Raw genomic sequence first — 21,413 nt, 5'->3', positions numbered from 1 at the left:
AATAAACCGCGAATTCGCGAATTTACGCTGGGTGTGCTGCATAAATTCGCGGTTAAAATGAAATAGGAAGGCCACGAATACACAAATAATCTCATTCGTGCATTCGTGGCCAAATCTTTTAAGAGATTCGAGGTTGAATCTACAAACCTTTGGAATTCACAAGAAAATTATCCTTGACGAATTTCACCTCAGACAACTTTGCGTCTAAAGTTTGTGGTTTATCGGTTGGAACGATGCGTTTGGTTTTTCCGTTGATCGTCACGTCTACCGGAAGCGCGAATCCGGGAACGCAGTCTTCGTATCTGTAAGTGGTTTTTCCGTCCGCTTCGGCGAAAGCCAACGTCGGAATCTTTGTCGTACGAAGGTATTGCTCGAAAACCGGAGCAAGATCCAATTCCATTTCCTTGGAGAAAAACGTCTCTACATCCTTGGTGGTGATGATTTTGTGGCGATTCGTCTCGGAATATTTCAACAGGATTTTCCACCATTTCGCATCGTCGCCCACAACATGTCGCAAAGTGTGCAGGATCCACGCGCCTTTTGGATACATATCGCCCGAACCTTCGTTGTTCACGCCATATTTCCCAATGATCGGATCATAGTTGTAAATGCCTTTTCGGATGCCGTTCATGTATTGGTGCGCTTTTTCGGATCCTAGCGTACACTCGATATAAACCGCTTCGGAATACATCGTGAAACCTTCGTGAATCCACATATCGGCGATGTCCTGGGACGTGATCGAATTTCCGAACCACTCGTGTCCGCTTTCGTGCACGATGATGTAGTCGAAAGTCGTCCCGATTCCCGTTCCCGAAAGATCGTTTCCGCGATAGCCTTTCTTGTAATCGTTTCCATATGCGACCGCACTTTGGTGTTCCATTCCCAAATAGGGCGTTTCCACCAATTTGTATCCGTCTTCGGCAAAAGGATATTTCCCGAATTTCGACTGGAAGCAATCGAGCATCGTCTTGACCTCGGCGAAATGTTCCTTGGCTTTGTTCTCGTTGTATTTAAGGACGTAATAGTCGAGATCGAGGCCTTTGTGCGTGTCGTGGATGTGTGCGTAATCGGCGATATTGACCGTAATGTCGTAATTGTTGATAGGACTTTTGACTTCCCAATCCCAACGCGTGTAGCCGTTTTTGAGGTCTTTCGAACCCTTGAAGCGTCCGTTGGAAACGTTCATTAAGCCGTTCGGAACCGCGACTTTGATCGATGCGCCTTTATCGGGTTCATCGGTTTGGGAATCCTTTACCGGATACCACAAACTTGCGCCCGTTCCCTGAACCGCGACGCCCGCGAACGTCTTTCCGGTCCTGTCTTTTTTCCAGTCGAAACCGCCTTGCCAAGGTGCGCGAGGTGCGGCGATAGGCGTTCCGGAATAATAGACGCGAACCGTTTTTTGGGAACCTTTTTTAAGAGCCGAAGGAAAATCGACGAAAATCGCATTGAACTCGCGTTTGTACATCAGCTGTTTTTTGTCAGAAACGATGCTGTCGACTTTCATGTTCTCAAAAAGGTCGACCTGGATTTTCGAGGTCGCATCGACAACCTTGAACGTGATATCGTTGAAGCCGACGATCGTTTTGGCCTCGGTATCGATCTTGATGTCGAGGTCGTAACGTTGTACGTCGTAGCTCGTGCGTTCAGGACGCAATCCGCCGTGGAGCGAGTCTTTTCTCGTGAAGCTGTGTTCGGCAAAAATTTGTGCGGAAGCCGCCGACGAAGCCAAAAGTAAAAATAGTGCGATTCTCATTGTCGTATTTTTTGATTGGTTGGAAAAACCGTGTGAAAGTTACACCAATGACCGAAAAAATCAGCGTCTTCCCGTGAGTTCCTCGAGGAATTTGTTGACGGTCGAAACCGATGCGCGGCTTTTTACCAAGATGTAATTTCCGTCAGATGTTACGCAGACAGTTCCTTCACAACCGCGATTCTCGCTGAAGAAAGCGTTGTAAACCGTGGCTCCGACGTCGTATTTTATATATTTGCTCGCAATGCCTTTCTCGAAACACAGATACAGCAAATCAGACTTGATGTATTTCTTGTCTTTCGGTTCTTCCTTTTCGGGCTTGATGAATTTGTACACATCCGAATTCGGGCAGTTCACTTTTGGCTGATAATAGTAGATCGCGATCACTTTGAGGCTGTCGAGGTCTTTGCCATAGTTCGTTTTCAAGGACGATTTCAGTTCGCGAAGCATGGAAACCGACAGCTTGCTCTTGACTTTCTCTTTTTCGAGAAGTGCCGATGATTCCTGTGCAATTGCCGAAAATCCAATAAAAACAATTAGAAGCAACAGTTTTTTCATAACCGATTTTTCGTCCAATTTAAATCATTTGGTGTTAAAAAACGAACGCCAGAATGACTCGTTTTCCTCTTCGGTCCTGATTGTCGGATTCTCGATTTTGTCGATAGCGAGATAAGCCATACCCGAAATTCTCGCGGTCACCGGAATTTCGTTTCCCGAAACACGATCGGTTTCCGCACTCGGAATGCTGTGATCGGATGTATTTTCGTGCAACGACGGAAGACATTCGGCCAGACCCAAATTGCCCGCAACGAGCATGGCGTCGGATTTCACATTGAGGTTTTCGCCATCAATCAATCTGTTGAAAGCTTCGGCGGCAAATGCGCGATCGGTCGCACACTTTCTGGCAAGCCATCTGAAAATGTCAATCCTTATCTCAAGAAACGCCGCCATTTCCACAAAATGTAATTTCAGGACATCGTCATTAAATTCGGTGGAATATTTTCCGTCCTTTTCATACGCTTGTTCATCGGTCCAGCGGTCTTTGAACTTTTTGGTGAAAGCGAGTTCGGATGTTGGCGCGAAAACCTTTACGTCACGTCGTTTTTCCTCGATTAGCATCGGATTTCCGTTCTTGTAAAAATAAGCCAAATCCCCGCCGTCGATGAATTCGTAGAAAAGTTCACCTGTGTTTTCAAAAAACCGTTTGGTGTAAGGCGTCCCGAAATTCTCGTATTCGACCAGAAAACCGTTCTCGTTCCAGGTAAAATGCTCGCCAGTTTCGACGCCTTTCTGATAATGGCCCGAGTAAAATTTGCCGCCGTCGATAAAAGTGCCTTTGCTTTCGCCTTGCCGAAGCCCGTTCTCGTAAAGCAATTCTTGCCTGACATGTTCGGTTTCGGAAACCGCCAAACCCGTGAAAGGAACGCCTTGGTAAAACTCCAGATCTTCGAAATCGCGATTTTCCAAACCGAGTTCCTCGGCGGTTTTCAGTTCATCGTAATCGACGGTAAGCATAACTTTAGGAGTTTAGAACTTTATGACATCAATACTTCGGCACTTAAGCACTCAGGCACTCAGAACTTAAACCTGAATCACACCCAAATTGAATTTGCGTTCAATAGGAGCGTGGTTCGCCGCCTCGATTCCCATGGAAATCCAGGTTCTGGTGTCAAGCGGATCGATTATCGCATCGGTCCAAATCCTGGCCGCGGCATAATAAGGAGAAACCTGGGCATCATATTTGGCCTTGATCTTGTCGAAAAGCTCTTTTTCTTTGGCCTCGTCAACGGTTTCACCTTTGGATTTCAGAGAGGAAGCTTCAATCTGAACAAGAACTTTTGCGGCTTGCGTTCCGCCCATTACGGCGAGTTCGGCGCTTGGCCAGGCAAAAATGAGTCGCGGATCGTAAGCTTTTCCGCACATGGCGTAATTTCCGGCTCCGTACGAATTTCCTACGACGACCGTGAACTTGGGAACGACCGAATTCGAGACAGCATTTACCATTTTGGCGCCGTCCTTGATGATTCCGCCGTGTTCCGATTTTGATCCGACCATGAATCCTGTTACATCCTGAAGAAAGACCAACGGGATTTTTTTCTGGTTGCAATTGGCGATGAAACGCGTGGCCTTGTCGGCGGAATCGGAATAGATCACGCCACCGAACTGCATTTCGCCTTTTTTCGATTTGACCACTTTTCGCTGGTTGGCCACGATCCCGACAGCCCAACCGTCGATTCTCGCGTAGCCCGTAATCAGTGTTTGCCCGTAACCGGCCTTGTATTCGTCGAACTCGGAGCTGTCGACCAACCGCTTGATGATTTCCATCATGTCGTATTGTTCCGAACGCGATTTGGGTAAGATTCCGTAAATGTCATTTTGTTCCAAAGTAGGTTTTTGCGGCTTTTCGCGGTTGAAACCTGCCTTGTCATAGTCGCCGATCTTGGAAACGATGTTCTTTATCGTGTCGAGCGCGTCCTTGTCATCCTTGGCTTTGTAATCGGTAACGCCGGATATTTCGCAGTGTGTCGTCGCGCCCCCAAGCGTTTCGTTGTCTATGGTTTCTCCGATGGCGGCTTTTACGAGATAACTTCCGGCCAGGAAAATGCTTCCCGTTTTATCGACGATCAGGGCTTCGTCGCTCATTATCGGCAAATAAGCGCCGCCGGCCACGCAACTTCCCATGACTGCCGCGATTTGGGTGATTCCGAGGCTCGACATGATGGCGTTGTTGCGAAAAATGCGTCCGAAGTGCTCTTTGTCGGGGAAAATCTCGTCCTGCATCGGCAGATAAACTCCTGCGCTGTCGACCAGATAAATGATCGGCAGGCGGTTTTCCATCGCGATTTCCTGGGCGCGCAAATTCTTTTTTCCAGTAATCGGAAACCAGGCGCCGGCTTTCACGGTGGCATCATTGGCAACCACGACGCATTGTTTTCCTTTGACATATCCGATTTTCACCACGACTCCGCCCGACGGACAACCGCCGTGTTCGGCATACATCCCGTCTCCGGCGAAGGCCGCGATTTCTATGGCGGGCATTTTTTCATCCAACAGGTAATCGATGCGCTCGCGAGCCGTCATCTTGCCTTCGGAATGCAGTTTCTCGACGCGTTTTTCGCCTCCGCCGAGTTTGACTTTGGCGAATTTCTGTTTCAGGTCTGAAAGTAAAAGCTTGTTGTGGTCCTCGTTTTGGTTGAAGGTCAAATCCATAGGTGAAATCGGGTTGAATTGGCATCCGAAAGTTGGAAAGCATCGGAACCAAAATGTCGTCGGCAAAAGTACGAAAACGTTTGAAATGGCAATGTCCGTGAGAATTTGTCGTAAATTGGGCAGGCGTAAACTTAATATTGCCTTAACATTGGATGCCTACCTTTGCACCATCAAAATCAGATAGATGAACCTGAACACCATTTTCCAGTTTTTAGTTCCGAAAGATAAAAAATTCTTCCCGCTTTTCGAGCAAGCTTCGTTTAACCTGATCCTTTTGGCAGAAGCGCTTCACGAGGCCATCAACGTCCCAAAGGAACAAAGGGAAGAATACTTTAGAAAGATAGAGGAACTGGAAGCCAAAATCGAGGATATCACGCACCGTACGCACCTCGAATTGAGCAAGAACTTCATCACACCATTCGATCGCGAAGACATCCACTCGTTGATCAAAGCAATTGACAACGTGGCCGATTATATGCACGGAGCCGCGAGCCGCATGCGTCTGTACCAAGTGGAAAAAATCACCAAATCGATCCGAAAGCTTACTGAAATCAACCTTGAGGCTTGCCAGCTTATCGGAATCGGGATCAAGGAATTGAAAAATCTCGACAACCACAAAAGCATAGCCGAAGCCTGCAAGAAAATCAACAAACTGGAAAGCAAGGCCGATACCGTTTTCGACAAGGCCGTCGCCGATATCTTCGAGAACGAGACCGACGCCAAAAACATCATCAAATACAAGGAAGTACTTTCGGCTCTCGAATCTGCCTCTGACAAATGCAAGAGCGTGGCAAACGTGATGGAACAGATTTCCGTCAAGCATTCTTAAAGTACGCAAAGACTAGATATGGATCTTACCTTACTTATCGTCATTATCGTCCTTGCGCTGATTTTTGACTACATCAACGGTTTTCACGACGCGGCCAACTCGATCGCGACAATCGTGGCAACCAAGGTTCTCACACCTTTCCAGGCGGTACTTTGGGCGGCGATGTTCAATTTCGCTGCTTATTTCATCTCGAAATTCTGGATCGGGGAATTCAAAATCGGAAACACGATCGCAAAATCTGTAGATGAACATTTCATTACTCTGGAAGTGATTCTCGCCGGACTGGTCGCGGCCATCATCTGGAACCTGGCGACCTGGAAGCTCGGAATCCCGTCTTCGTCCTCACACACTTTGCTCGGAGGTTTCATGGGAGCGGCTTTGGCCAACGCCGGAACGTTCAGCGAAATCGTCGACGGAAAAGAAATCGACGTAATCAACTACGCCAAGGTAATCCCGACTTTCCTGTTCATTTTCTGCGCCCCGCTTTTGGGTATGATCATGGCTTATTTCATAACGGTCGCGATTCTCAATATCTGCAAAAAGGCCAATCCGAACAAAGCCGACAAATGGTTCAAGAAACTGCAGTTGCTTTCATCGGCCTTATTCAGTTTGGGTCACGGCGGGAACGATGCCCAAAAAGTCATGGGAATCATCGGAGCGGCCGTAATCTGTTACAAACTAGACATGGGTGATGCGGCGTTCGCTGCCGCGGATTCGTCCGAGCGTTTCAAGATGTTCGTAAACGACGGCTTCTGGTGGTGGGTGCCACTTGCGAGTTTCGTGGTAATCGCCTTGGGAACTTTGTCGGGCGGATGGAAAATCGTAAAGACGATGGGCTCCAAGATCACGAAAGTTACGCCTCTTGAAGGTGTGGCCGCCGAAACTGCCGGAGCTGCGACACTTTATTTGACCGAACACATGGGAATTCCGGTTTCCACCACACATACAATCACGGGAAGTATCATCGGGGTTGGGATCACCAAAAGGATTTCGGCCGTTCGTTGGGGCGTGACCATCAACCTCTTGTGGGCCTGGATCCTGACCATTCCGGTTTCTGCGGTGATTGCGGCATTGTTTTTCTACCTGCTCAAAATCTTCGTCTGATATAAAAATCCATGGGAATCATATAAGCCGCATTGTGCGGCTTTTTTTGCGCCATTTCGTATTTTCGGCGCATGAACCGTATTTTCCTGTTTGTCTTGCTTTGCGGACTTTCCGCCCATTCCCAAATCGATGCGTTGATACGCGACAACGCCCGTCCGCGCACGCTGAGCCAACGTTGGGAACTTGATTCTACCTCGACGCGCGGCACTTTCCAGATCACGCCTTATAAGCCAATTTTCCTTTTGCCCGTGCGGTTTTCGACCAATCCGAATGAAAAGCCGAAGTCCGGAAACGGAAGCGAGGAATACATCATTGACGAAGACCAGAAATACAACAAGGTCGAAACGAAATTCCAGATCAGTTTCAAGACAAAAGTGCTTCAGGGCATTTTTTGGAAACGGGCCGATTTGTGGATGGCCTACACGCAGGTTGCACACTGGCAGGTTTACAACGGATCGATCTCGCGTCCGTTTCGCGAAATCAATTACGAACCCGAACTGATCCTCAATTTTCCGTTGCACTTCAAGGTTCTCGGTTTCAATGCGAGAATGGTCGGCGTGGCATTCAATCACCAGTCGAACGGTAAAAGCCTGCCGTTTTCGAGAAGTTGGAACCGCATCATTTTCCACGCGGGTTTCGAATATGACAAATGGACGGTCTACGCGCGTCCGTGGATTCGGATTCCCGACGGCGAGGACGACAATCCCCAAATCGTGGATTACTTGGGAAGGGCAGACGTGAACGTGATCTATACAACCGACGGACACGTACTTTCGCTAATCGGAAGCCACAATTTGAGTTTCGGAACAGCCGTAAAAGGCAACTTGACGTTTTCGTGGTCTTTTCCGATAAAGGGAAATCTTCGCGGGTATTTCCAAGCGTCGCATGGCTTCGGGGAAACGCTCATCGATTACAACCACAAACAAACGACCGTTGGAATCGGATGTTCTCTTGTCGAGTGGTTATGAGGAAAGTAAAATCAATTTATTGGTCGTTTTCCAGTTTCTGGCCGTCGAAATCAGCTTGAGTTTGCGCTCGATAACGGCGTTGCTGAGTTTGGTGTTGGCGGCCGAATCGGCGTACCACAGATAAATCCTTTTCCCGATGACGATCCATTCGTCGCTTCCGAAATCACTGTCCGAAAGATTTTTGAGATTTTCCGAGGTTGGAATTTCAGACAGGAATCCGATGTAAGGCTGTGTCGAACCTTCGGGTGTTTTGCCCGCGAACGGATTTTCCGCGACAGCGACAGCCAAATCATCTGGCGTGACGACGATCACCGAAACGTCGAATCCGAAATCGGCCTTGATCATCCTGGAGATATTTTGTTGTAAGTCTGACGCGGAATCGTCCGAAACGAAAAGAACGTTCCCACTTTGAATGTAAGTGGAAACGTCCTTCAAGCCCAGATTTTTAAGCGATTCGCGCAAGGCTTCCATCTTGATCAGTTTTTGACCGGAAACGTTGATGCCGCGCAGCAAGGCTATATATTTGTTCATCAAAATATGGCGTAGCTGACCAAAAGCGCAAATTTACTGACGTTTCCGTCTGTCGTGCGGTAAAGTTCCTGATTGGTATAATATCGGATCTCGGCATTGAGTCTTTTGTAACTGACTCCGGCACCAATGCCGAAATTGTAAGAATTAGAATCCATTTTCCTTTTGGAAAACTGCGAAACGCCTTCCCCATAAACGATTTCCGACTTATCCGAAATGAAGTTCAGGTTGATCGTGGCATTGGCGAAAAACTTGAAGTCGTCAGAAAGGAAAGCATAGTAACGTCCGCCAATCGGAATCTGCAGGGACGAAAAATTAATTTTGGCACGTAGGTCGTTGATGCTGCTTCCGTCAGGGAAATCGATGTCACCTTCGAGTTTGTTGTATTCCATATCGATAAGGATAGCCCATTTTTTCTTGTTCGTGGGCAAGATGTATTCGAATTCCATTCCGTAAGCCAATCCGCTTTTCGTAATGGAAACGCCCGGATTTCCGGAGTATGCGCTCGCATCGAGTTTCATCGACTTGAACCCGAGGAACGGCCTGAGGTTGAAATCGCCTTTACTCTTTTTGACCTCGGTTACTTTTTCGCCTTTGCATTCGCTGGTTTTCCTATAATATTCGGTTAACTCTGAAATCGAGTATTTGAGTTTTGACATCGATTCGAGTGTGCTTCCTTCACAGGAAAAATTTGCGAGCAATTGGGAATAGTACTGATTGTAGTGTCTCAAATTGCTTTGGGAATCGACGTAAGCAATGTGCACGAGTTGGGTGAAAACGCCGTTCCTGTCGCGGTCGAAAAACTTGAAAATCCCGCTGTCCTCAAGTATGTAAAGCGAATGGCTGGCCTGAAAAAGAAGTCTTAGGAAGTGGGTTTCCTCGACAAGGGTAAACTTGGCATCGCGTTGCATCTGCATGTTCTGTACTTTTTCTGTCGAACGCTCCATGGCGACGGTAGCTTTGGTATAAGTTGGGCCATCTTCCAAAGAAAATTCGCGAACATCCTTTAAAGTGCCTTGCTGCGTCTCTGAGGTTTCTGAAATCTTATAGTCGAAAGAAGTCGGATTGTTGTTCCAGCCTTTGTTTCGGATAAGACATTCGACCTTTTTGCCGCCGTTGTCTATAAAATAGCCTTTCTGGAACCGAATTTGGGCAATAGTGACCAATGGCAGCAATAGCGCCAATGCGAATAATTTGTTCATTTCCTTGTGTTTGGTTTTTGCAAGTATATTGAATTATTCCGATAAAAACGGGCGAAATAACTTACTTATTTCAACAATTTCAACTCGGCCAAAACAGGCAGGTGATCGGACGGATATTTGCAGTTTTTGGAGTCAGACAGAATCGCGTACCTAAGCACTTCGACATTCTTTCTTGACACAAAAACGTAGTCTATCAGCAGGTTTACGGGCTCGTTGAACTTGAATCCGCTGAAAGTCCCGTTTGGTCCGAACGGTTTGGTTTTGCTTACATTTCTCGTGTCGTCCATTTGTGAAGTGATGGTCTTGTAAGCGCCGGTCGTCATTTCGCTATTGAAATCGCCTGTCAGGATAACGGGAAACGACTTGGTGTTGATTTCCGAAATTCTTTTCAAGATTAGCTTTGCACCATTCTCGCGAGCCAGTTCGCTGATGTGATCCATGTGCGTGTTGAACACGAAAAAGCGTTTTTTCGATTTGATTTCCTCGAACAATCCATAAGTACAGATTCTTGGATATGCCGTTTCCCAGCTTTTCGACTCAGGTGTATCTGGATTCTCTGACAACCAAAACGTGTTTTGGGAAACGAGCCTGAAACGCGTCCTGTCGTAGAATATCGCGCTGTATTCGTCCTGGGTTTGGGAATTGTCGCGGCCACGACCAATTCGCGCGTAATTTGGCAACGCCGTGTCGAGAAACTGCAGTTGGTGCAATTTTCCTTCTTGTGTCCCGATGAAATCCGGCGCGTTGTAGGTGATCTGGTCGGCTAGGAAATCGCGTCGGAATTCCCAATTGTTCTCACCGTCGCCTCCGAAATCAACCCTGATATTGTAAGACATCACTTTTATGTCCTGACTTTGGACAGTCCAAAGAACGAGTAGGAGCGAGGCGAGAAGAAAATTTGTTTTCATCGGATGAATTTTCCCAAAGATATTGATTTCGCTTTCGCGGATTTTGGGAAATGCTACAACAATGTGCGTCAATCCTATAAGTTTTTCAGCAATCATCTGTTTAACTTTCGGATACAAACAATAAACACGACTACCATGGACAGTATCAACAAAAATCAACCCGAAGACAATTTTGAAAATCTTTTCGGATCGGAAGGCATAGAAAAAATCAAATCGCTGGCGTCGAAAGCCGGTTCTTGCTTCATGTGCACCAAAATCGAAACGGGAAATAGCTTCTCGGCACGACCGATGGCACCCGAAAAAGTAGACGACCAAGGTAATTTTTGGTTTCTGAGCGCCAACGACAGCCACAAGAATGTAGAACTGGAGAAAGATCCGTCAGTCCAACTTTTGTTCCAGGGATCGAGTTACAGCGATTTCCTGTCGATTTACGGAAGAGCCGAAATCTCAAGAGATCCCAAAATGATCGACGAACTTTGGGACGCGACGATGAAAACCTGGTTCACCGAAGGAAAAGACGACCCGAGAATCACCGTAATCAAGGTAATTCCTACCGAAGGCTATTACTGGGACGTGAAAACCAATATGTTGGTCGCGATGGCCAAGCGCCTTTACGGATCTGTAGTTGGGGAAACTTATGACGATTCGGTGGAAGGGAAGATTGTTCCTTGACAGTTGCAGTTGCAGTAGCAGTTGCAGTAGCAGTTGCAGTTGCGGAAGCAGATGCAGTAGCAGTGGCAGTAGCAGTAGCAGTAGCAGTGGCAGTTGCAGTAGCAATGGCAGTTGCAGAGCGGAAACTGATACTTAGGCTTTTAAAATTGCAAAATACGGTGTTGGAATTTGCACGATCAATTTTCCTATTTAAACATTTTGCCGATTTGCATTGAAATAAAAAACGTTTCCGAATTTATTTGGAAACGTTTTTTGTTTTTCTCCGACAGCTGCTGTCTTTGTTTTTTCACCGACATGGTTTCGTCTGATATTCCCACTGCCACTGCCACTGCAACTGCTTCTGCCACTGCTTCTGCATCTGCTTCTGCAACTGCTTCTGCCACTGCTTCTGCCACTGCTTCCGCCACTGCCACTAATCCTCGTCCCGTTGTCCCATCATCATCAAATAAGCCTTCAGGAATTCGTCGAGCTCGCCCGAAAGAACGCCTTCCGTATCGCTCGTTTCATATCCGGTTCTCACGTCTTTGACCAATTTGTACGGATGCAAAACGTAATTCCTGATCTGGGAACCCCACTCGATTTTCATCTTTCCGGCTTCGATGTCGTTGCGCTGTTCCTGTTGTTTCTTGAGCTCTATTTCGTAAAGTTGCGATTTCAACATCTGCATGGCGCGCTGGCGGTTGTCGTGTTGTGAACGCGTTTCCGAACATTGGATTTGGATGCCCGTCGGTTTGTGCAACAACTGTACTTTGGTCTCGACTTTGTTTACGTTCTGTCCGCCCGCTCCTGAGGAACGCGCCGTGGTGATCTCGATATCGGCCGGATTGATCTCGATTTCGATCGTGTCGTCCACCAAAGGATAAACATAAACCGATACGAAAGAAGTATGTCGCTTGGCGTTGCTGTCGAAAGGCGAGATGCGCACCAAACGATGCACGCCGTTTTCACCTTTGAGGTATCCGAAAGAATAATCGCCTTCGATTTCGAGCGTCACGGTCTTGATTCCGGCCACGTCGCCTTCCTGGAAGTTGAGCTCGCGCACTTTGTAGCCGCTTTTTTCGGCCCACATCAAGTACATCCGCATCAGCATTCCGGCCCAATCGCAACTTTCTGTTCCGCCGGCTCCGGCCGTGATCTGGAGCACGGAACTCATTACGTCGCCTTCGTCCGAAAGCATGTTCTTGAGCTCGATGTTCACCACCAAAGATTCGACCTTGTCGAAAGCTTCGTCGAGTTCTGCTTCTGTCAATTCACCTTCGCGGTAAAATTCGAGTGCGAGCGTCAATTCATCCGAAAGCGAAACCGCCTTTTCATAATCCTCGACCCATTTTTTCTTGCTTCTAAGCACTTTCACGAAGGCTTCGGCTTCTTTGGCGTTGTTCCAAAAATCTGGGGCAAGCGTCTTTTCTTCCTCATTGGAAATCTCGATCTGCTTGCGCTCGATGTCGAGGTAACCTTTGAGCGCCGACACGCGTTCGGCTATATCTCTTACCTGTTCGGTACTGGTCATAATCTTGGTTTGAGGCGCAAAATTAACGAAAAGGAATGATTTTTTGGTTGTTGGATTTTTGGATATACGGATTTTCGAATCGGCAGATTTCCGTAACGCGGATTCTGATGGATTTTCGCGGATTTTACTTTTCCGATTTGATGTCGGTCATAACCGTAAACCCTCAAGCTTATTTTGAACCTGCAAGGTTTTTTAGCCTTGTAGGTTTGTCGACATTTACAGTCAAGTTTATCAAGTCTCCTGACTTTTTTCCTGATTCTGATTTTTTTTTTGAACCATTAAGTTCATTAAGGGCATTAAGCTTTGCTCGCCGTCGGTTCGGACTTCATTGATACGATTATCGGATTTTATCTGCCGTCGACGAAATTCAGTATCCTTTTGATCTGTTCAATCTGTGTTGCAACGGATTCTATAGCATTTGAGCTTGACGGCTCGAATTCGCGTCGGCATCGGATGATCTGAAAATCTGACGATCCAAAAATCAGACGACAGTTTTACCAAAATTTTAAAATCAGCTATGCCATAGGCGAACTTTTTTGGAGTTATTTTGCAGTAGCCGAAAAGGCAACGACAACGAATATTCTTTATGGAAATAAACCTGGTCAGCGATACAGTCACCAAACCGACGCCCGAAATGCTCGAATTCATGTTCAAGGCCGACGTGGGCGACGATGTGTACAAACAAGATCCCACGGTGAACGCGCTGCAGCGCATGGTCGCCAACATTTTTGGCATGGAAGACGCTTTGTTCTTTCCGTCAGGGACGATGGCCAACCAGGCCGCGATAAAACTTCACACGCAACCCGGAGAACAACTGATCGCAGACAAATATGCGCATGTTTTCAATTATGAAGGCGGAGGCGTTTCGTTCAACAGCGGCGTTTCGTGCCGACTTCTCGACGGCGACCGCGGTATGATAAACGCCCAGCAGGTCGAAGCTGCGATCAATCCGCCGGATTTTTACCACAGTCCGCTCACGTCTTTGGTCTGCGTGGAAAATACGACCAACAAAGGCGGAGGCGCTTGTTATGACATTGCCGAATTGCAGAAAATCCGTCAGGTTTGCGACAGACACAATCTGAAGTTTCACCTCGACGGAGCGCGCATCTGGAACGCTTTGGTCGCCAAGCGAGAGAATCCCAGGCTTTACGGGGAAACTTTCCACTCGATTTCGGTTTGTTTGTCCAAAGGACTTGGCGCTCCGATCGGGTCGCTTTTGGTTTCGGACAAGGAAACGATCAACCGCGCGTTGCGAGTGAGAAAGATCTTGGGCGGCGGAATGCGACAGGTAGGCTATTTGGCCGCAGCCGGAATTTATGCTTTGCAACACCACGTGGGCCGTTTGGCCGAAGACCACAGACGCGCCAAGGAACTCGCCTACATCCTGAGCCAGAAAGCCTGGATCCACAAAGTCGAACCTGTGGAAACCAACATCTTGATTTTCACGATAAACCCTCGCATTCCGGACGATATTTTTATGGAAAAATTGCGTCAGAAGAACATTCAGATAAGCAGTTTGGGACAAGGAAAACTACGAATCGTCACGCATCTGGATTATCGCGAGGTCATGCATTCTTATGTTGTGGAGACTTTGCAGAAACTCGAGTTCTAAATTCCAATTTTCAAATTCCATCCCGATAGCTATCTGGACCAAATTTCAAATCCCGTAGTCGGGACGAATTTAATCGTTGGTTCTTTTGGGGAGAACTTAAATAATTTTGGCCACGAATGCACGAATGCTTTTTATTCGTGTATTCGTGGCCGATTTTTTCTGCGGATTTTCACGACTTTGCCTATTGCCGATTTTTTTTGCGTTAGGGATAGCAGCGGCATCCTTTTGCCGGTCTGAATCTTGATTCCAACCGATTCGCTGTGGCAAAAGATACAGCGGATAGCCCGACGGCGCCCGGAAATTAGCGACACTGCCAAAAATTCGATGCGCCGGAACGCCCAGATTCAGGAAGCAGTTGCAGAAAGCAGTTGCAGGAAGCAGTTGCAGTTCGTCAGTCCGCTAATCCAGAAGATCATTTAAAAAGATCCATTCCCGGAATATTCGGCATGCCGTCTTTGGCAACCGCCGCGAGTTCGGCTTCGTTGACGTCAGTGGCTTTCTCTATGGCTTTGTTCAGCACGAGAATCAGGTAATCTTCGAGTTGCTCATTGTCCTCGAGCAGCGAATCGTCAAGGCTTATCGATTTAATTTTGCGGTTGGCCGTAAGCGTTACCGAGAGTAAACCGTCGCTTGATTTTTCGTCAATCAGTACAGTGTCAAGACGTTGCTTGGTTTCTTCTATTTTCTTTTGGGTTTCCTGGAGCTTGCCCATCATTCCCATCAAATCTCCGAACATATTTTTTTGTTTTGAAATGCATGCGAATTTACTAAATTCGTAGCTATGGCAATCGTTAAGAAAAGCCAAAATGCCTGTAATTTCGGGCTTATTGCGCTACTTTTGCGTTTCAAAACAACCTAAACAAATGCCAGAACAACCAATTGCTCCTGTTGCCGCGGTGCGTCCGCATTCTTTGGAAAAACACGGAGACGTTCGCATCGACAACTATTATTGGCTCAACGACAGGGAAAATCCCGAGGTCATCGAATACCTGAATCAGGAAAACGCTTATTATCATGAAATGACCAAGGGCGAAGAACCGTTTCGGGAAGCTTTGTTCGAGGAAATGAAGGCGCGCATCAAGGAAGATGACGAGTCGGTTCCTTATTTCTACAACGGATATTGGTACATCACGAGATTCGAGACCGGGAAAAACTATCCGGTTTATTCTCGCAAGAAAGGCAGTTTGGATGCGCCCGAAGAAATCTTGTTCGATTGCAACGAGATGGCCAAAGGACATTCGTTTTTCCAGCTTGGCGCAGTGAGCATCAGTCCTGACAACAAATATGCGACGTTTGGCGTTGATCTGAAAGGCCGACGGATTTATACCATTCGGATAAAGAACCTGGAAACGGGCGAAATTTTTGCCGATACGATCCAGAACGCGGCTCCTAACTGCGTTTGGGCCAACGACAACAAGACGTTGTTTTTTACACGTCAGGACAAGAAAACGTTGCGCTCGGACAAAATCTTCCGACACAAATTAGGAACGCACGAAGATGAGGACGTCGTGGTTTTCAACGAAACCGACGATACTTTCCACGTATCGGTTTCCAAAGAAAAATCGAAGAAATTCCTCGTGATCCATTCTTCGAGTACGCTTACGACGGAATCCCGAATTCTGCTGGCAGAAAATCCCGATGGTGAATTCGTGCCGTTCCAAAAACGCGTGCGCGGTCTCGAATACACAATTTCGCATTACGGCGACAGTTTTTACGTGATGACAAACAAAGACGGAGCCACGAATTTCAAGCTGATGAAAACGCCCGATACGGCGACTTCAAAAGAGAATTGGGTCGACCTTATCGCTCATCGGGAAGATACTTTGCTTGAAGGCATCGATATTTTTAAGGACTATCTCGTGATCGAGGAACGTTCGAACGGACTGAACAAAATCCAGATTCGTCCGTGGAATGGGCAACAAGCTTATTATTTGCCGTTCGATATCGAGACTTACACGGCTTACACGACGACCAATGTCGATTTCGATACCGAAGTTTTGCGTTACGGCTATCAGTCGATGGCGACGCCTTCATCGGTGATCGATTTCAATATGCGTACGAAGCAAAAAACAGTGTTGAAAGAACAGCAAGTGCTTGGCGGAAAGTTCCAAAAGGGAAATTATGTCGAGGAACGTCAATGGGCGACAGCTCAGGACGGGACCAAAGTGCCGATTTCGCTCGTTTACCGAAAAGACCTGACCAAGGATGGAAAAAATCCTTTGCTGCAATACGCTTACGGCTCTTATGGCGCATCGATGGATCCTTACTTTTCGTCGACGCGACTTTCGCTTCTCGATCGCGGTTTCATCTATGCCATCGCACATATCCGCGGAGGCGAAGATCTTGGCAGGCAATGGTATGAAGACGGAAAATTGCTGCAAAAGAAGAATACGTTTACCGATTTTATCGATGTTTCGAGGTTTTTGATTTCCGAAGGTTACACTTCACCGGAGCATTTGTATGCCGAAGGCGGTTCTGCCGGCGGATTGCTAATGGGCGCGGTGGCAAATATGGCTCCCGAATTGTACAACGGCGTGATCGCGCAAGTGCCTTTCGTGGATGTCGTCACGACGATGCTCGACGAAGACATCCCGCTTACGACAGGCGAATACGACGAATGGGGAAATCCGAACGAAAAAGACTATTACCACTATATGTTGTCCTATTCGCCTTATGACAATGTTTCGGCCCAAAATTATCCGAACATGTACATATCGACGGGACTTCACGATTCGCAGGTGCAATATTGGGAACCCGCAAAATGGGTGGCCAAGTTGCGGAATATCAAGACAAATGACAAGCTGTTGTTCCTCGATACCAACATGGAGGCAGGCCACGGAGGCGCCTCGGGAAGATTCGAGGCGTTGAAGGAACTTGCACGTGAATTCAGTTTTTTGCTTACCCTTGAAAAAATTGGGAAGTGAAAAGAATTTTTTTGTTAAATTTGCAAGGTTTCAAGGTATGCCCATTCGGCATGCTCGCCCTTGACTAATTATTTTTTTATGAAAGAAGAAATAAAAGCTTACAATAATGTCCTGGAACTTATCGGAAACACGCCACTCATCAAACTGAACCGCGTTACCGAAAATCTCAAAGGAAATTTCTACGCAAAAGTAGAGGCTTTCAACCCGGGACACTCCACCAAAGACAGGATTGCCCTTTACATTATTGAAGAAGCTGAGAAAAAAGGAATTCTTTCACCTGGTGACACTATCATCGAAACGACTTCGGGCAACACCGGATTCAGTTTGGCGATGGTGAGCATCATTAAAGGTTACAGCTGTATTTTGGCCGTGAGCTCGAAATCCTCGAGAGACAAGATCGATATGTTACGCACGATGGGAGCGAAGGTTTACGTTTGTCCGGCGCATGTTTCTGCAGACGATGAACGTTCCTATTATAACGTAGCCAAGAGGCTTCACGAGGAAATCAAGGGTTCGGTCTATATCAACCAATATTTCAACCAACTCAATATCGACGCCCATTACAAAAGCACAGGTCCGGAAATCTGGGAACAGACCAACGGAAAAATTACCCACCTTGTTGCTTGTAGCGGAACCGGAGGAACAATTTCCGGAGCGGCGAAATACCTAAAGGAGAAAAATCCGAACATCAAGGTGTTGGGTGTGGATGCCTTCGGATCTGTTTTGAAAAAATACCACGAGACAAGAGAGTTCGACAATGAAGAAATTTATCCTTACCGAATTGAAGGTTTGGGCAAAAACCTGATTCCGTCGGCTACAGATTTCGACCTGATCGACAAATTCATCAAGGTAACCGACGAGCAAAGCGCACACGTTACGCGTGAAATCGCCAAGAAGGAAGGACTTTTCGTCGGATACACGTCAGGTGCGACACTTCAGGCCGTGAGGCAATATGCAGAAGAAGGCGAATTTGACGAGAACAGTGTCGTAGTGGGAATCTTCCCGGATCACGGATCGCGTTACATGAGCAAAGTGTTCAGCGACGAATGGATGGCCGAGCAAGGATTTTTCGACAGTGTGAACGCCGAAGAAGCGCAGAAAGTGGAATTTATAAAATAATTACTAATTAGTAATTAGTAATTGACTGGCCTCGATATTTCGGGGCTTTTTTATTTCGGGTGTATGAAATCGGAAAGAGAAAAGATGCTAGCCTGCGAACTTTATCTGGCTTTCGGAAAAGAATTGTTCGACAAATGCAAGTGCTCCAAACGACTTTACATGAACGCAAAATCTCGATCCTGATGCTTTAGACAGACTGGCGCAACGCGAACTGGCGTTTAGCCAATCATGGATTTATACGGATGACACTGATTTTCGCCGCGCTTTCGGACACACTGATCAAATAGAAACTCGACTTCGTCCTTAACTTTCCTAACTCCTTAAGGCTTCAAAATCACGCAGAATTGCGGTTTTGCAACAAGTGAAGAGCCTTAACATTCTTAATGTTCTTAATGTCCTTAATGGTTCAATAAAATCACTTCCAAGATTAAAAGTTTGCAGCGAACTAATCGTGACAAATCCAAAAAATAATAAGCCACGAATGCACAAATAAGATTGTTCTGGTATTGCCTTCGGCCAGTTCGCGTTGCTCGGGTTGTGGCAACAAACAAAATTCATCTAATCTGCTACAAAAAAAATAGGCTCCAAAACGAAGCCTATTTGTATATGACTGCAATCGCGTCTGCATACTGCTACTGTAACTGCAACGCCACTAAAATTTACTCCGCGGCTTCTTCCATCGTGTGATAAACGTTCATCACATCATCGTCTTCCTCAATTTTCTCGAGCAACTTTTCGACATCGGCCACTTGATCCGGCGTCAATCCCGGCTTCATGACCTGTGGAATTCGCTCAAAGCCAGACGACAAGATTTCGATGCCACGATTCTCGAGCTCTTTCTGGATCGATCCGAAGCTACCGAAAGGCGCGTAGATCAAGATTCCGTCCTCGTCCTCGAAAACTTCCTCGGCGCCAAAGTCGATCAATTCCAATTCCAGTTCCTCGGGATCGAGTCCGTTTTTGGGAATCCTGAAGTTGCAAGTGTGGTCGAACATGAATTCCACCGAACCTTGCGTTCCCAAAGTGCCATTGCACTTGTTGAAATAACTGCGGATGTTCGCCACAGTCCTGTTGTTGTTATCGGTTGCGGTTTCGATCAGGATCGCGATACCGTGCGGCGCGTAACCTTCGAACAAAACCTCTTTGTAGTTCGCCGTGTCTTTGTCGGTCGCTTTCTTGATGGCGCGCTCGACGTTGTCCTTAGGCATGTTGGCCGATTTCGCGTTCTGGATCACGGCGCGCAAACGAGCGTTGGCTTCCGGATTCGGTCCGCCTTCTTTCACCGCCATGACGATGTCTTTCCCGATTCTTGTGAACGCCTTTGCCATTGCGGCCCAACGCTTCATTTTTCTTCCTTTTCGGAATTCAAACGCTCTTCCCATTTCTATATAAACTTCTAAGTTCGTTGTTCAATGTTCGTTATTCCTTGTTCATCCAAAGACACGAAAGTTTTTTTCACGCGCAAAAATAAGCCTTTCGGAACGTCTGCAAAAAGGCAAGCTATTTTTTTTGTCGCAACTACACCATTTTCGCTATTTGCAGAAGAATCGGATTCGTGGATTTATGCCCTGATTTTATTTCTACAGCCGGCGCAAAATCAGGCTTTATAAAAAGGCAATTTCACGACTTTGGCGGCGACATCGTTCTTTCGGATTCTGATAAAAATCTCCGAATCGACGCCGGCAAATTCCATAGTGACATAACCAAGACCGACTCCTTTGTTCAGCGACGGCGCCTGAGTGCCCGAAGTCACGTTTCCGATAACGTTTCCGTCCTTGTCGACAATCTCGTAACCTTGTCTCGGAACGCCGCGTTCGGTCAATTCAAAACCGACCAATTTTCTCGAAACGCCCGCTTCTTTCTGCTTTTTCAGATTGTCCGAATTCGTGAAATCCTTTGTGAATTTCGTAATCCAGCCCAAACCGGCTTCAAGCGGGGAAGTCGTGTCGTCGATGTCGTTTCCGTAAAGGCAAAAGCCCATTTCCAAACGCAAAGTGTCGCGTGCGGCCAATCCTATAGGTTTTATGTCCCAAGCTTTTCCGGCTTCGAAAACCTTGTTCCAGATCGCTTCGGCCTGTTCGTTTTTGCAGTAAATCTCGAATCCGCCCGAACCCGTGTAACCCGTAGCCGAGATGATCACATCGTCGAATCCGGCAAAATCACCCACCTCAAAATGGTAGTATTTGATGTCGGACAAATTCGTCGAAGTCAACGACTGCATGGCTTCGGCCGCTTTCGGACCTTGAATCGCAAGCAGCGAATAGTCTTCTGAAGCGTTGGTCATCTTCACGTCGAGATCGTTGTGTTTCGAAATCCAATCCCAATCCTTGTCGATGTTCGAGGCGTTCACGACCAAAAGATACTTCTCGTCGTTGAATTTATACACGATCAAATCGTCCACGATTCCGCCTTCGTTGTTGGGCAAACACGAATATTGGGCGCGTCCGTCGGTCAAAACCGAGGCATCGTTAGAGGTTACTTTCTGGATCAAAGCCAGCGCATTCGGGCCTTCCAAAAAGAATTCTCCCATGTGTGAAACGTCAAAAACACCAACGCCTTTTCGCACGGTCTCGTGTTCGGCATTCACGCCTTCGTAAGTGATTGGCATAAAATAGCCCGCAAATGGCAGGATTTTCGCCCCAAGTTGCTCGTGAATGTGCGTTAGCGCCGTATTTTTCATTATTCGTAGGAATTAGGATTTGAGGCGCTAATTTAGTCAAAAAATGCAATGTTGAAATTTGAAAATCTGGGAATCTGAAAATGTTTTGAAGTGATTTCCGGCTTTCGCTTTTAGCTTTCTGGCAAAACGATGGTTTGTTCAACATTCGTTATTCAGCATTCGTTATTCAACATTCGTTGTTCAACATTCGTTATTCGGCAGTCGTTGTTCAACATTCGTTATTCAACATTCGTTGTTCAACATTGTTTTCAATATTCATTATTCAACATTGTTTCAATATTCATTATTCATTTTCCAACTTCAGCTCCCCATGTCCCGAATTGCAAAATCGCGTTAAATGACTAGCGTTTCGGCATCCATAGACGTAAATTAAATTTTCAAAAGCCATCAGTTA

General features: G+C 46.8%; 19 protein-coding genes. 7 read left to right on the top strand and 12 right to left on the bottom strand.

Annotated features, from left to right (window positions below):
• Positions 1-139 precede the first annotated feature (139 nt).
• The 4 genes from EOO49_RS04250 to EOO49_RS04235 all read right to left on the bottom strand — a co-directional run bounded on the left by EOO49_RS04250 (position 140) and on the right by EOO49_RS04235 (position 4,963).
• Positions 140-1,756: a M1 family metallopeptidase gene (locus EOO49_RS04250; RefSeq protein ID WP_290843031.1), complete on the bottom strand. Its 1,617-nt coding sequence runs from the start codon at positions 1,754-1,756 to the stop codon at positions 140-142.
• 60 nt (positions 1,757-1,816) lie between these two features.
• Positions 1,817-2,311 carry a hypothetical protein gene (locus EOO49_RS04245; protein WP_290843029.1) on the bottom strand — a complete coding sequence of 165 codons (495 nt, stop codon included), beginning with the start codon at positions 2,309-2,311 and terminating at the stop codon, positions 1,817-1,819.
• 24 nt (positions 2,312-2,335) lie between these two features.
• Positions 2,336-3,268 (bottom strand): hypothetical protein, encoded by a 933-nt coding sequence (locus EOO49_RS04240; RefSeq protein WP_290843028.1) that lies wholly within the window; start codon positions 3,266-3,268, stop codon positions 2,336-2,338.
• Between the two features lie 66 nt (positions 3,269-3,334).
• Positions 3,335-4,963 carry a carboxyl transferase domain-containing protein gene (locus EOO49_RS04235; protein ID WP_290843026.1) on the bottom strand — a complete coding sequence of 543 codons (1,629 nt, stop codon included), beginning with the start codon at positions 4,961-4,963 and terminating at the stop codon, positions 3,335-3,337.
• 184 nt (positions 4,964-5,147) lie between these two features.
• Here EOO49_RS04235 and EOO49_RS04230 point away from each other — a divergent pair, with 184 nt between their 5' ends.
• The 3 genes from EOO49_RS04230 (at position 5,148) to EOO49_RS04220 (ending at position 7,864) form a co-directional block, all read left to right on the top strand.
• A complete protein-coding gene (locus EOO49_RS04230; protein ID WP_290843025.1) occupies positions 5,148-5,792 on the top strand; it encodes a DUF47 family protein in 645 nt (214 codons plus the stop codon).
• Between the two features lie 18 nt (positions 5,793-5,810).
• Entirely contained in the window at positions 5,811-6,896 is a 1,086-nt protein-coding gene (locus tag EOO49_RS04225) for an inorganic phosphate transporter (RefSeq protein ID WP_290843024.1), read from the top strand.
• A 71-nt stretch (positions 6,897-6,967) separates the two neighbouring features.
• Positions 6,968-7,864 (top strand): phospholipase A, encoded by an 897-nt coding sequence (locus EOO49_RS04220; RefSeq protein ID WP_290843022.1) that lies wholly within the window; start codon positions 6,968-6,970, stop codon positions 7,862-7,864.
• Here EOO49_RS04220 and EOO49_RS04215 read toward each other — a convergent pair.
• From EOO49_RS04215 to EOO49_RS04205, 3 genes are all read right to left on the bottom strand, one after another.
• Positions 7,859-8,395 (bottom strand): DUF1697 domain-containing protein, encoded by a 537-nt coding sequence (locus EOO49_RS04215; RefSeq protein WP_290843020.1) that lies wholly within the window; start codon positions 8,393-8,395, stop codon positions 7,859-7,861. The two genes, EOO49_RS04220 and EOO49_RS04215, sit on opposite strands and share 6 nt — an antisense overlap.
• Complete coding sequence (locus EOO49_RS04210) at positions 8,395-9,594, bottom strand: porin family protein (RefSeq protein ID WP_290843019.1); 1,200 nt, start codon at positions 9,592-9,594, stop codon at positions 8,395-8,397. The genes EOO49_RS04215 and EOO49_RS04210 overlap by 1 nt, the downstream gene beginning before the upstream one ends.
• 65 nt (positions 9,595-9,659) lie before the next feature.
• Positions 9,660-10,502, bottom strand: a complete 843-nt coding sequence (locus EOO49_RS04205) for an endonuclease/exonuclease/phosphatase family protein (RefSeq protein ID WP_290843017.1) — start codon at positions 10,500-10,502, stop codon at positions 9,660-9,662.
• Between the two features lie 135 nt (positions 10,503-10,637).
• Between EOO49_RS04205 and EOO49_RS04200 the strand changes: the two genes are divergently transcribed.
• On the top strand, positions 10,638-11,174 hold the full coding sequence (locus EOO49_RS04200) for a pyridoxamine 5'-phosphate oxidase family protein (RefSeq protein ID WP_290843015.1): 537 nt from the start codon (positions 10,638-10,640) through the stop codon (positions 11,172-11,174).
• A 185-nt stretch (positions 11,175-11,359) separates the two neighbouring features.
• Here EOO49_RS04200 and EOO49_RS04195 read toward each other — a convergent pair whose 3' ends face one another.
• Positions 11,360-11,587, bottom strand: a complete 228-nt coding sequence (locus tag EOO49_RS04195; RefSeq protein WP_290843013.1) for a hypothetical protein — start codon at positions 11,585-11,587, stop codon at positions 11,360-11,362.
• A complete protein-coding gene (gene prfB / locus EOO49_RS04190) occupies positions 11,587-12,684 on the bottom strand; it encodes a peptide chain release factor 2 (protein WP_290843011.1) in 1,098 nt (365 codons plus the stop codon). Before prfB ends, EOO49_RS04195 begins: the two co-directional genes overlap by 1 nt.
• A 586-nt stretch (positions 12,685-13,270) precedes the next feature.
• Between prfB and EOO49_RS04185 the strand changes: the two genes are divergently transcribed.
• Positions 13,271-14,296 (top strand): GntG family PLP-dependent aldolase, encoded by a 1,026-nt coding sequence (locus EOO49_RS04185; RefSeq protein WP_290843010.1) that lies wholly within the window; start codon positions 13,271-13,273, stop codon positions 14,294-14,296.
• A 412-nt stretch (positions 14,297-14,708) separates the two neighbouring features.
• Here the strand turns inward: EOO49_RS04185 and EOO49_RS04180 are convergent, their stop codons facing one another.
• Complete coding sequence (locus EOO49_RS04180; RefSeq protein ID WP_290843008.1) at positions 14,709-15,032, bottom strand: YbaB/EbfC family nucleoid-associated protein; 324 nt, start codon at positions 15,030-15,032, stop codon at positions 14,709-14,711.
• Positions 15,033-15,159: 127 nt separating this feature from the next.
• Here EOO49_RS04180 and EOO49_RS04175 point away from each other — a divergent pair, with 127 nt between their 5' ends.
• Together EOO49_RS04175 and EOO49_RS04170 are read left to right on the top strand one after the other, a co-directional pair.
• Positions 15,160-17,220, top strand: coding sequence for a S9 family peptidase (locus tag EOO49_RS04175; protein ID WP_290843006.1), 2,061 nt, complete (start codon positions 15,160-15,162; stop codon positions 17,218-17,220).
• Between the two features lie 78 nt (positions 17,221-17,298).
• Complete coding sequence (locus EOO49_RS04170; RefSeq protein ID WP_290843004.1) at positions 17,299-18,339, top strand: PLP-dependent cysteine synthase family protein; 1,041 nt, start codon at positions 17,299-17,301, stop codon at positions 18,337-18,339.
• A 659-nt stretch (positions 18,340-18,998) separates the two neighbouring features.
• On the opposite strand, the gene EOO49_RS04165 is transcribed toward EOO49_RS04170, so the two are convergent.
• Positions 18,999-19,721 carry a YebC/PmpR family DNA-binding transcriptional regulator gene (locus EOO49_RS04165; RefSeq protein WP_290843002.1) on the bottom strand — a complete coding sequence of 241 codons (723 nt, stop codon included), beginning with the start codon at positions 19,719-19,721 and terminating at the stop codon, positions 18,999-19,001.
• Between the two features lie 215 nt (positions 19,722-19,936).
• Positions 19,937-21,019: a glycine cleavage system aminomethyltransferase GcvT gene (gene gcvT / locus EOO49_RS04160; protein WP_290843000.1), complete on the bottom strand. Its 1,083-nt coding sequence runs from the start codon at positions 21,017-21,019 to the stop codon at positions 19,937-19,939.
• Positions 21,020-21,413 lie beyond the last annotated feature (394 nt).

It is taken from the genome of Flavobacterium sp., from assembly GCF_004295795.1.
GTDB lineage: Bacteria > Bacteroidota > Bacteroidia > Flavobacteriales > Flavobacteriaceae > Flavobacterium.
This window is presented reverse-complemented; position numbering and strand designations above follow the sequence as displayed.

Excerpts from the sequence above, each read along its gene's own strand:
- EOO49_RS04250 (WP_290843031.1), bottom strand. The coding sequence starts at position 1,756 with ATGAGAATCGCACTATTTTTACTTTTGGCTTCGTCGGCGGCTTCCGCA.
- EOO49_RS04245 (WP_290843029.1), bottom strand. The coding sequence starts at position 2,311 with ATGAAAAAACTGTTGCTTCTAATTGTTTTTATTGGATTTTCGGCAATT.
- EOO49_RS04240 (WP_290843028.1), bottom strand. The coding sequence starts at position 3,268 with ATGCTTACCGTCGATTACGATGAACTGAAAACCGCCGAGGAACTCGGT.
- EOO49_RS04235 (WP_290843026.1), bottom strand. The coding sequence starts at position 4,963 with ATGGATTTGACCTTCAACCAAAACGAGGACCACAACAAGCTTTTACTT.
- EOO49_RS04230 (WP_290843025.1), top strand. The coding sequence starts at position 5,148 with ATGAACCTGAACACCATTTTCCAGTTTTTAGTTCCGAAAGATAAAAAA.
- EOO49_RS04225 (WP_290843024.1), top strand. The coding sequence starts at position 5,811 with ATGGATCTTACCTTACTTATCGTCATTATCGTCCTTGCGCTGATTTTT.
- EOO49_RS04220 (WP_290843022.1), top strand. The coding sequence starts at position 6,968 with ATGAACCGTATTTTCCTGTTTGTCTTGCTTTGCGGACTTTCCGCCCAT.
- EOO49_RS04215 (WP_290843020.1), bottom strand. The coding sequence starts at position 8,395 with ATGAACAAATATATAGCCTTGCTGCGCGGCATCAACGTTTCCGGTCAA.
- EOO49_RS04210 (WP_290843019.1), bottom strand. The coding sequence starts at position 9,594 with ATGAACAAATTATTCGCATTGGCGCTATTGCTGCCATTGGTCACTATT.
- EOO49_RS04205 (WP_290843017.1), bottom strand. The coding sequence starts at position 10,502 with ATGAAAACAAATTTTCTTCTCGCCTCGCTCCTACTCGTTCTTTGGACT.
- EOO49_RS04200 (WP_290843015.1), top strand. The coding sequence starts at position 10,638 with ATGGACAGTATCAACAAAAATCAACCCGAAGACAATTTTGAAAATCTT.
- prfB (WP_290843011.1), bottom strand. The coding sequence starts at position 12,684 with ATGACCAGTACCGAACAGGTAAGAGATATAGCCGAACGCGTGTCGGCG.
- EOO49_RS04185 (WP_290843010.1), top strand. The coding sequence starts at position 13,271 with ATGGAAATAAACCTGGTCAGCGATACAGTCACCAAACCGACGCCCGAA.
- EOO49_RS04180 (WP_290843008.1), bottom strand. The coding sequence starts at position 15,032 with ATGTTCGGAGATTTGATGGGAATGATGGGCAAGCTCCAGGAAACCCAA.
- EOO49_RS04175 (WP_290843006.1), top strand. The coding sequence starts at position 15,160 with ATGCCAGAACAACCAATTGCTCCTGTTGCCGCGGTGCGTCCGCATTCT.
- EOO49_RS04170 (WP_290843004.1), top strand. The coding sequence starts at position 17,299 with ATGAAAGAAGAAATAAAAGCTTACAATAATGTCCTGGAACTTATCGGA.
- EOO49_RS04165 (WP_290843002.1), bottom strand. The coding sequence starts at position 19,721 with ATGGGAAGAGCGTTTGAATTCCGAAAAGGAAGAAAAATGAAGCGTTGG.
- gcvT (WP_290843000.1), bottom strand. The coding sequence starts at position 21,019 with ATGAAAAATACGGCGCTAACGCACATTCACGAGCAACTTGGGGCGAAA.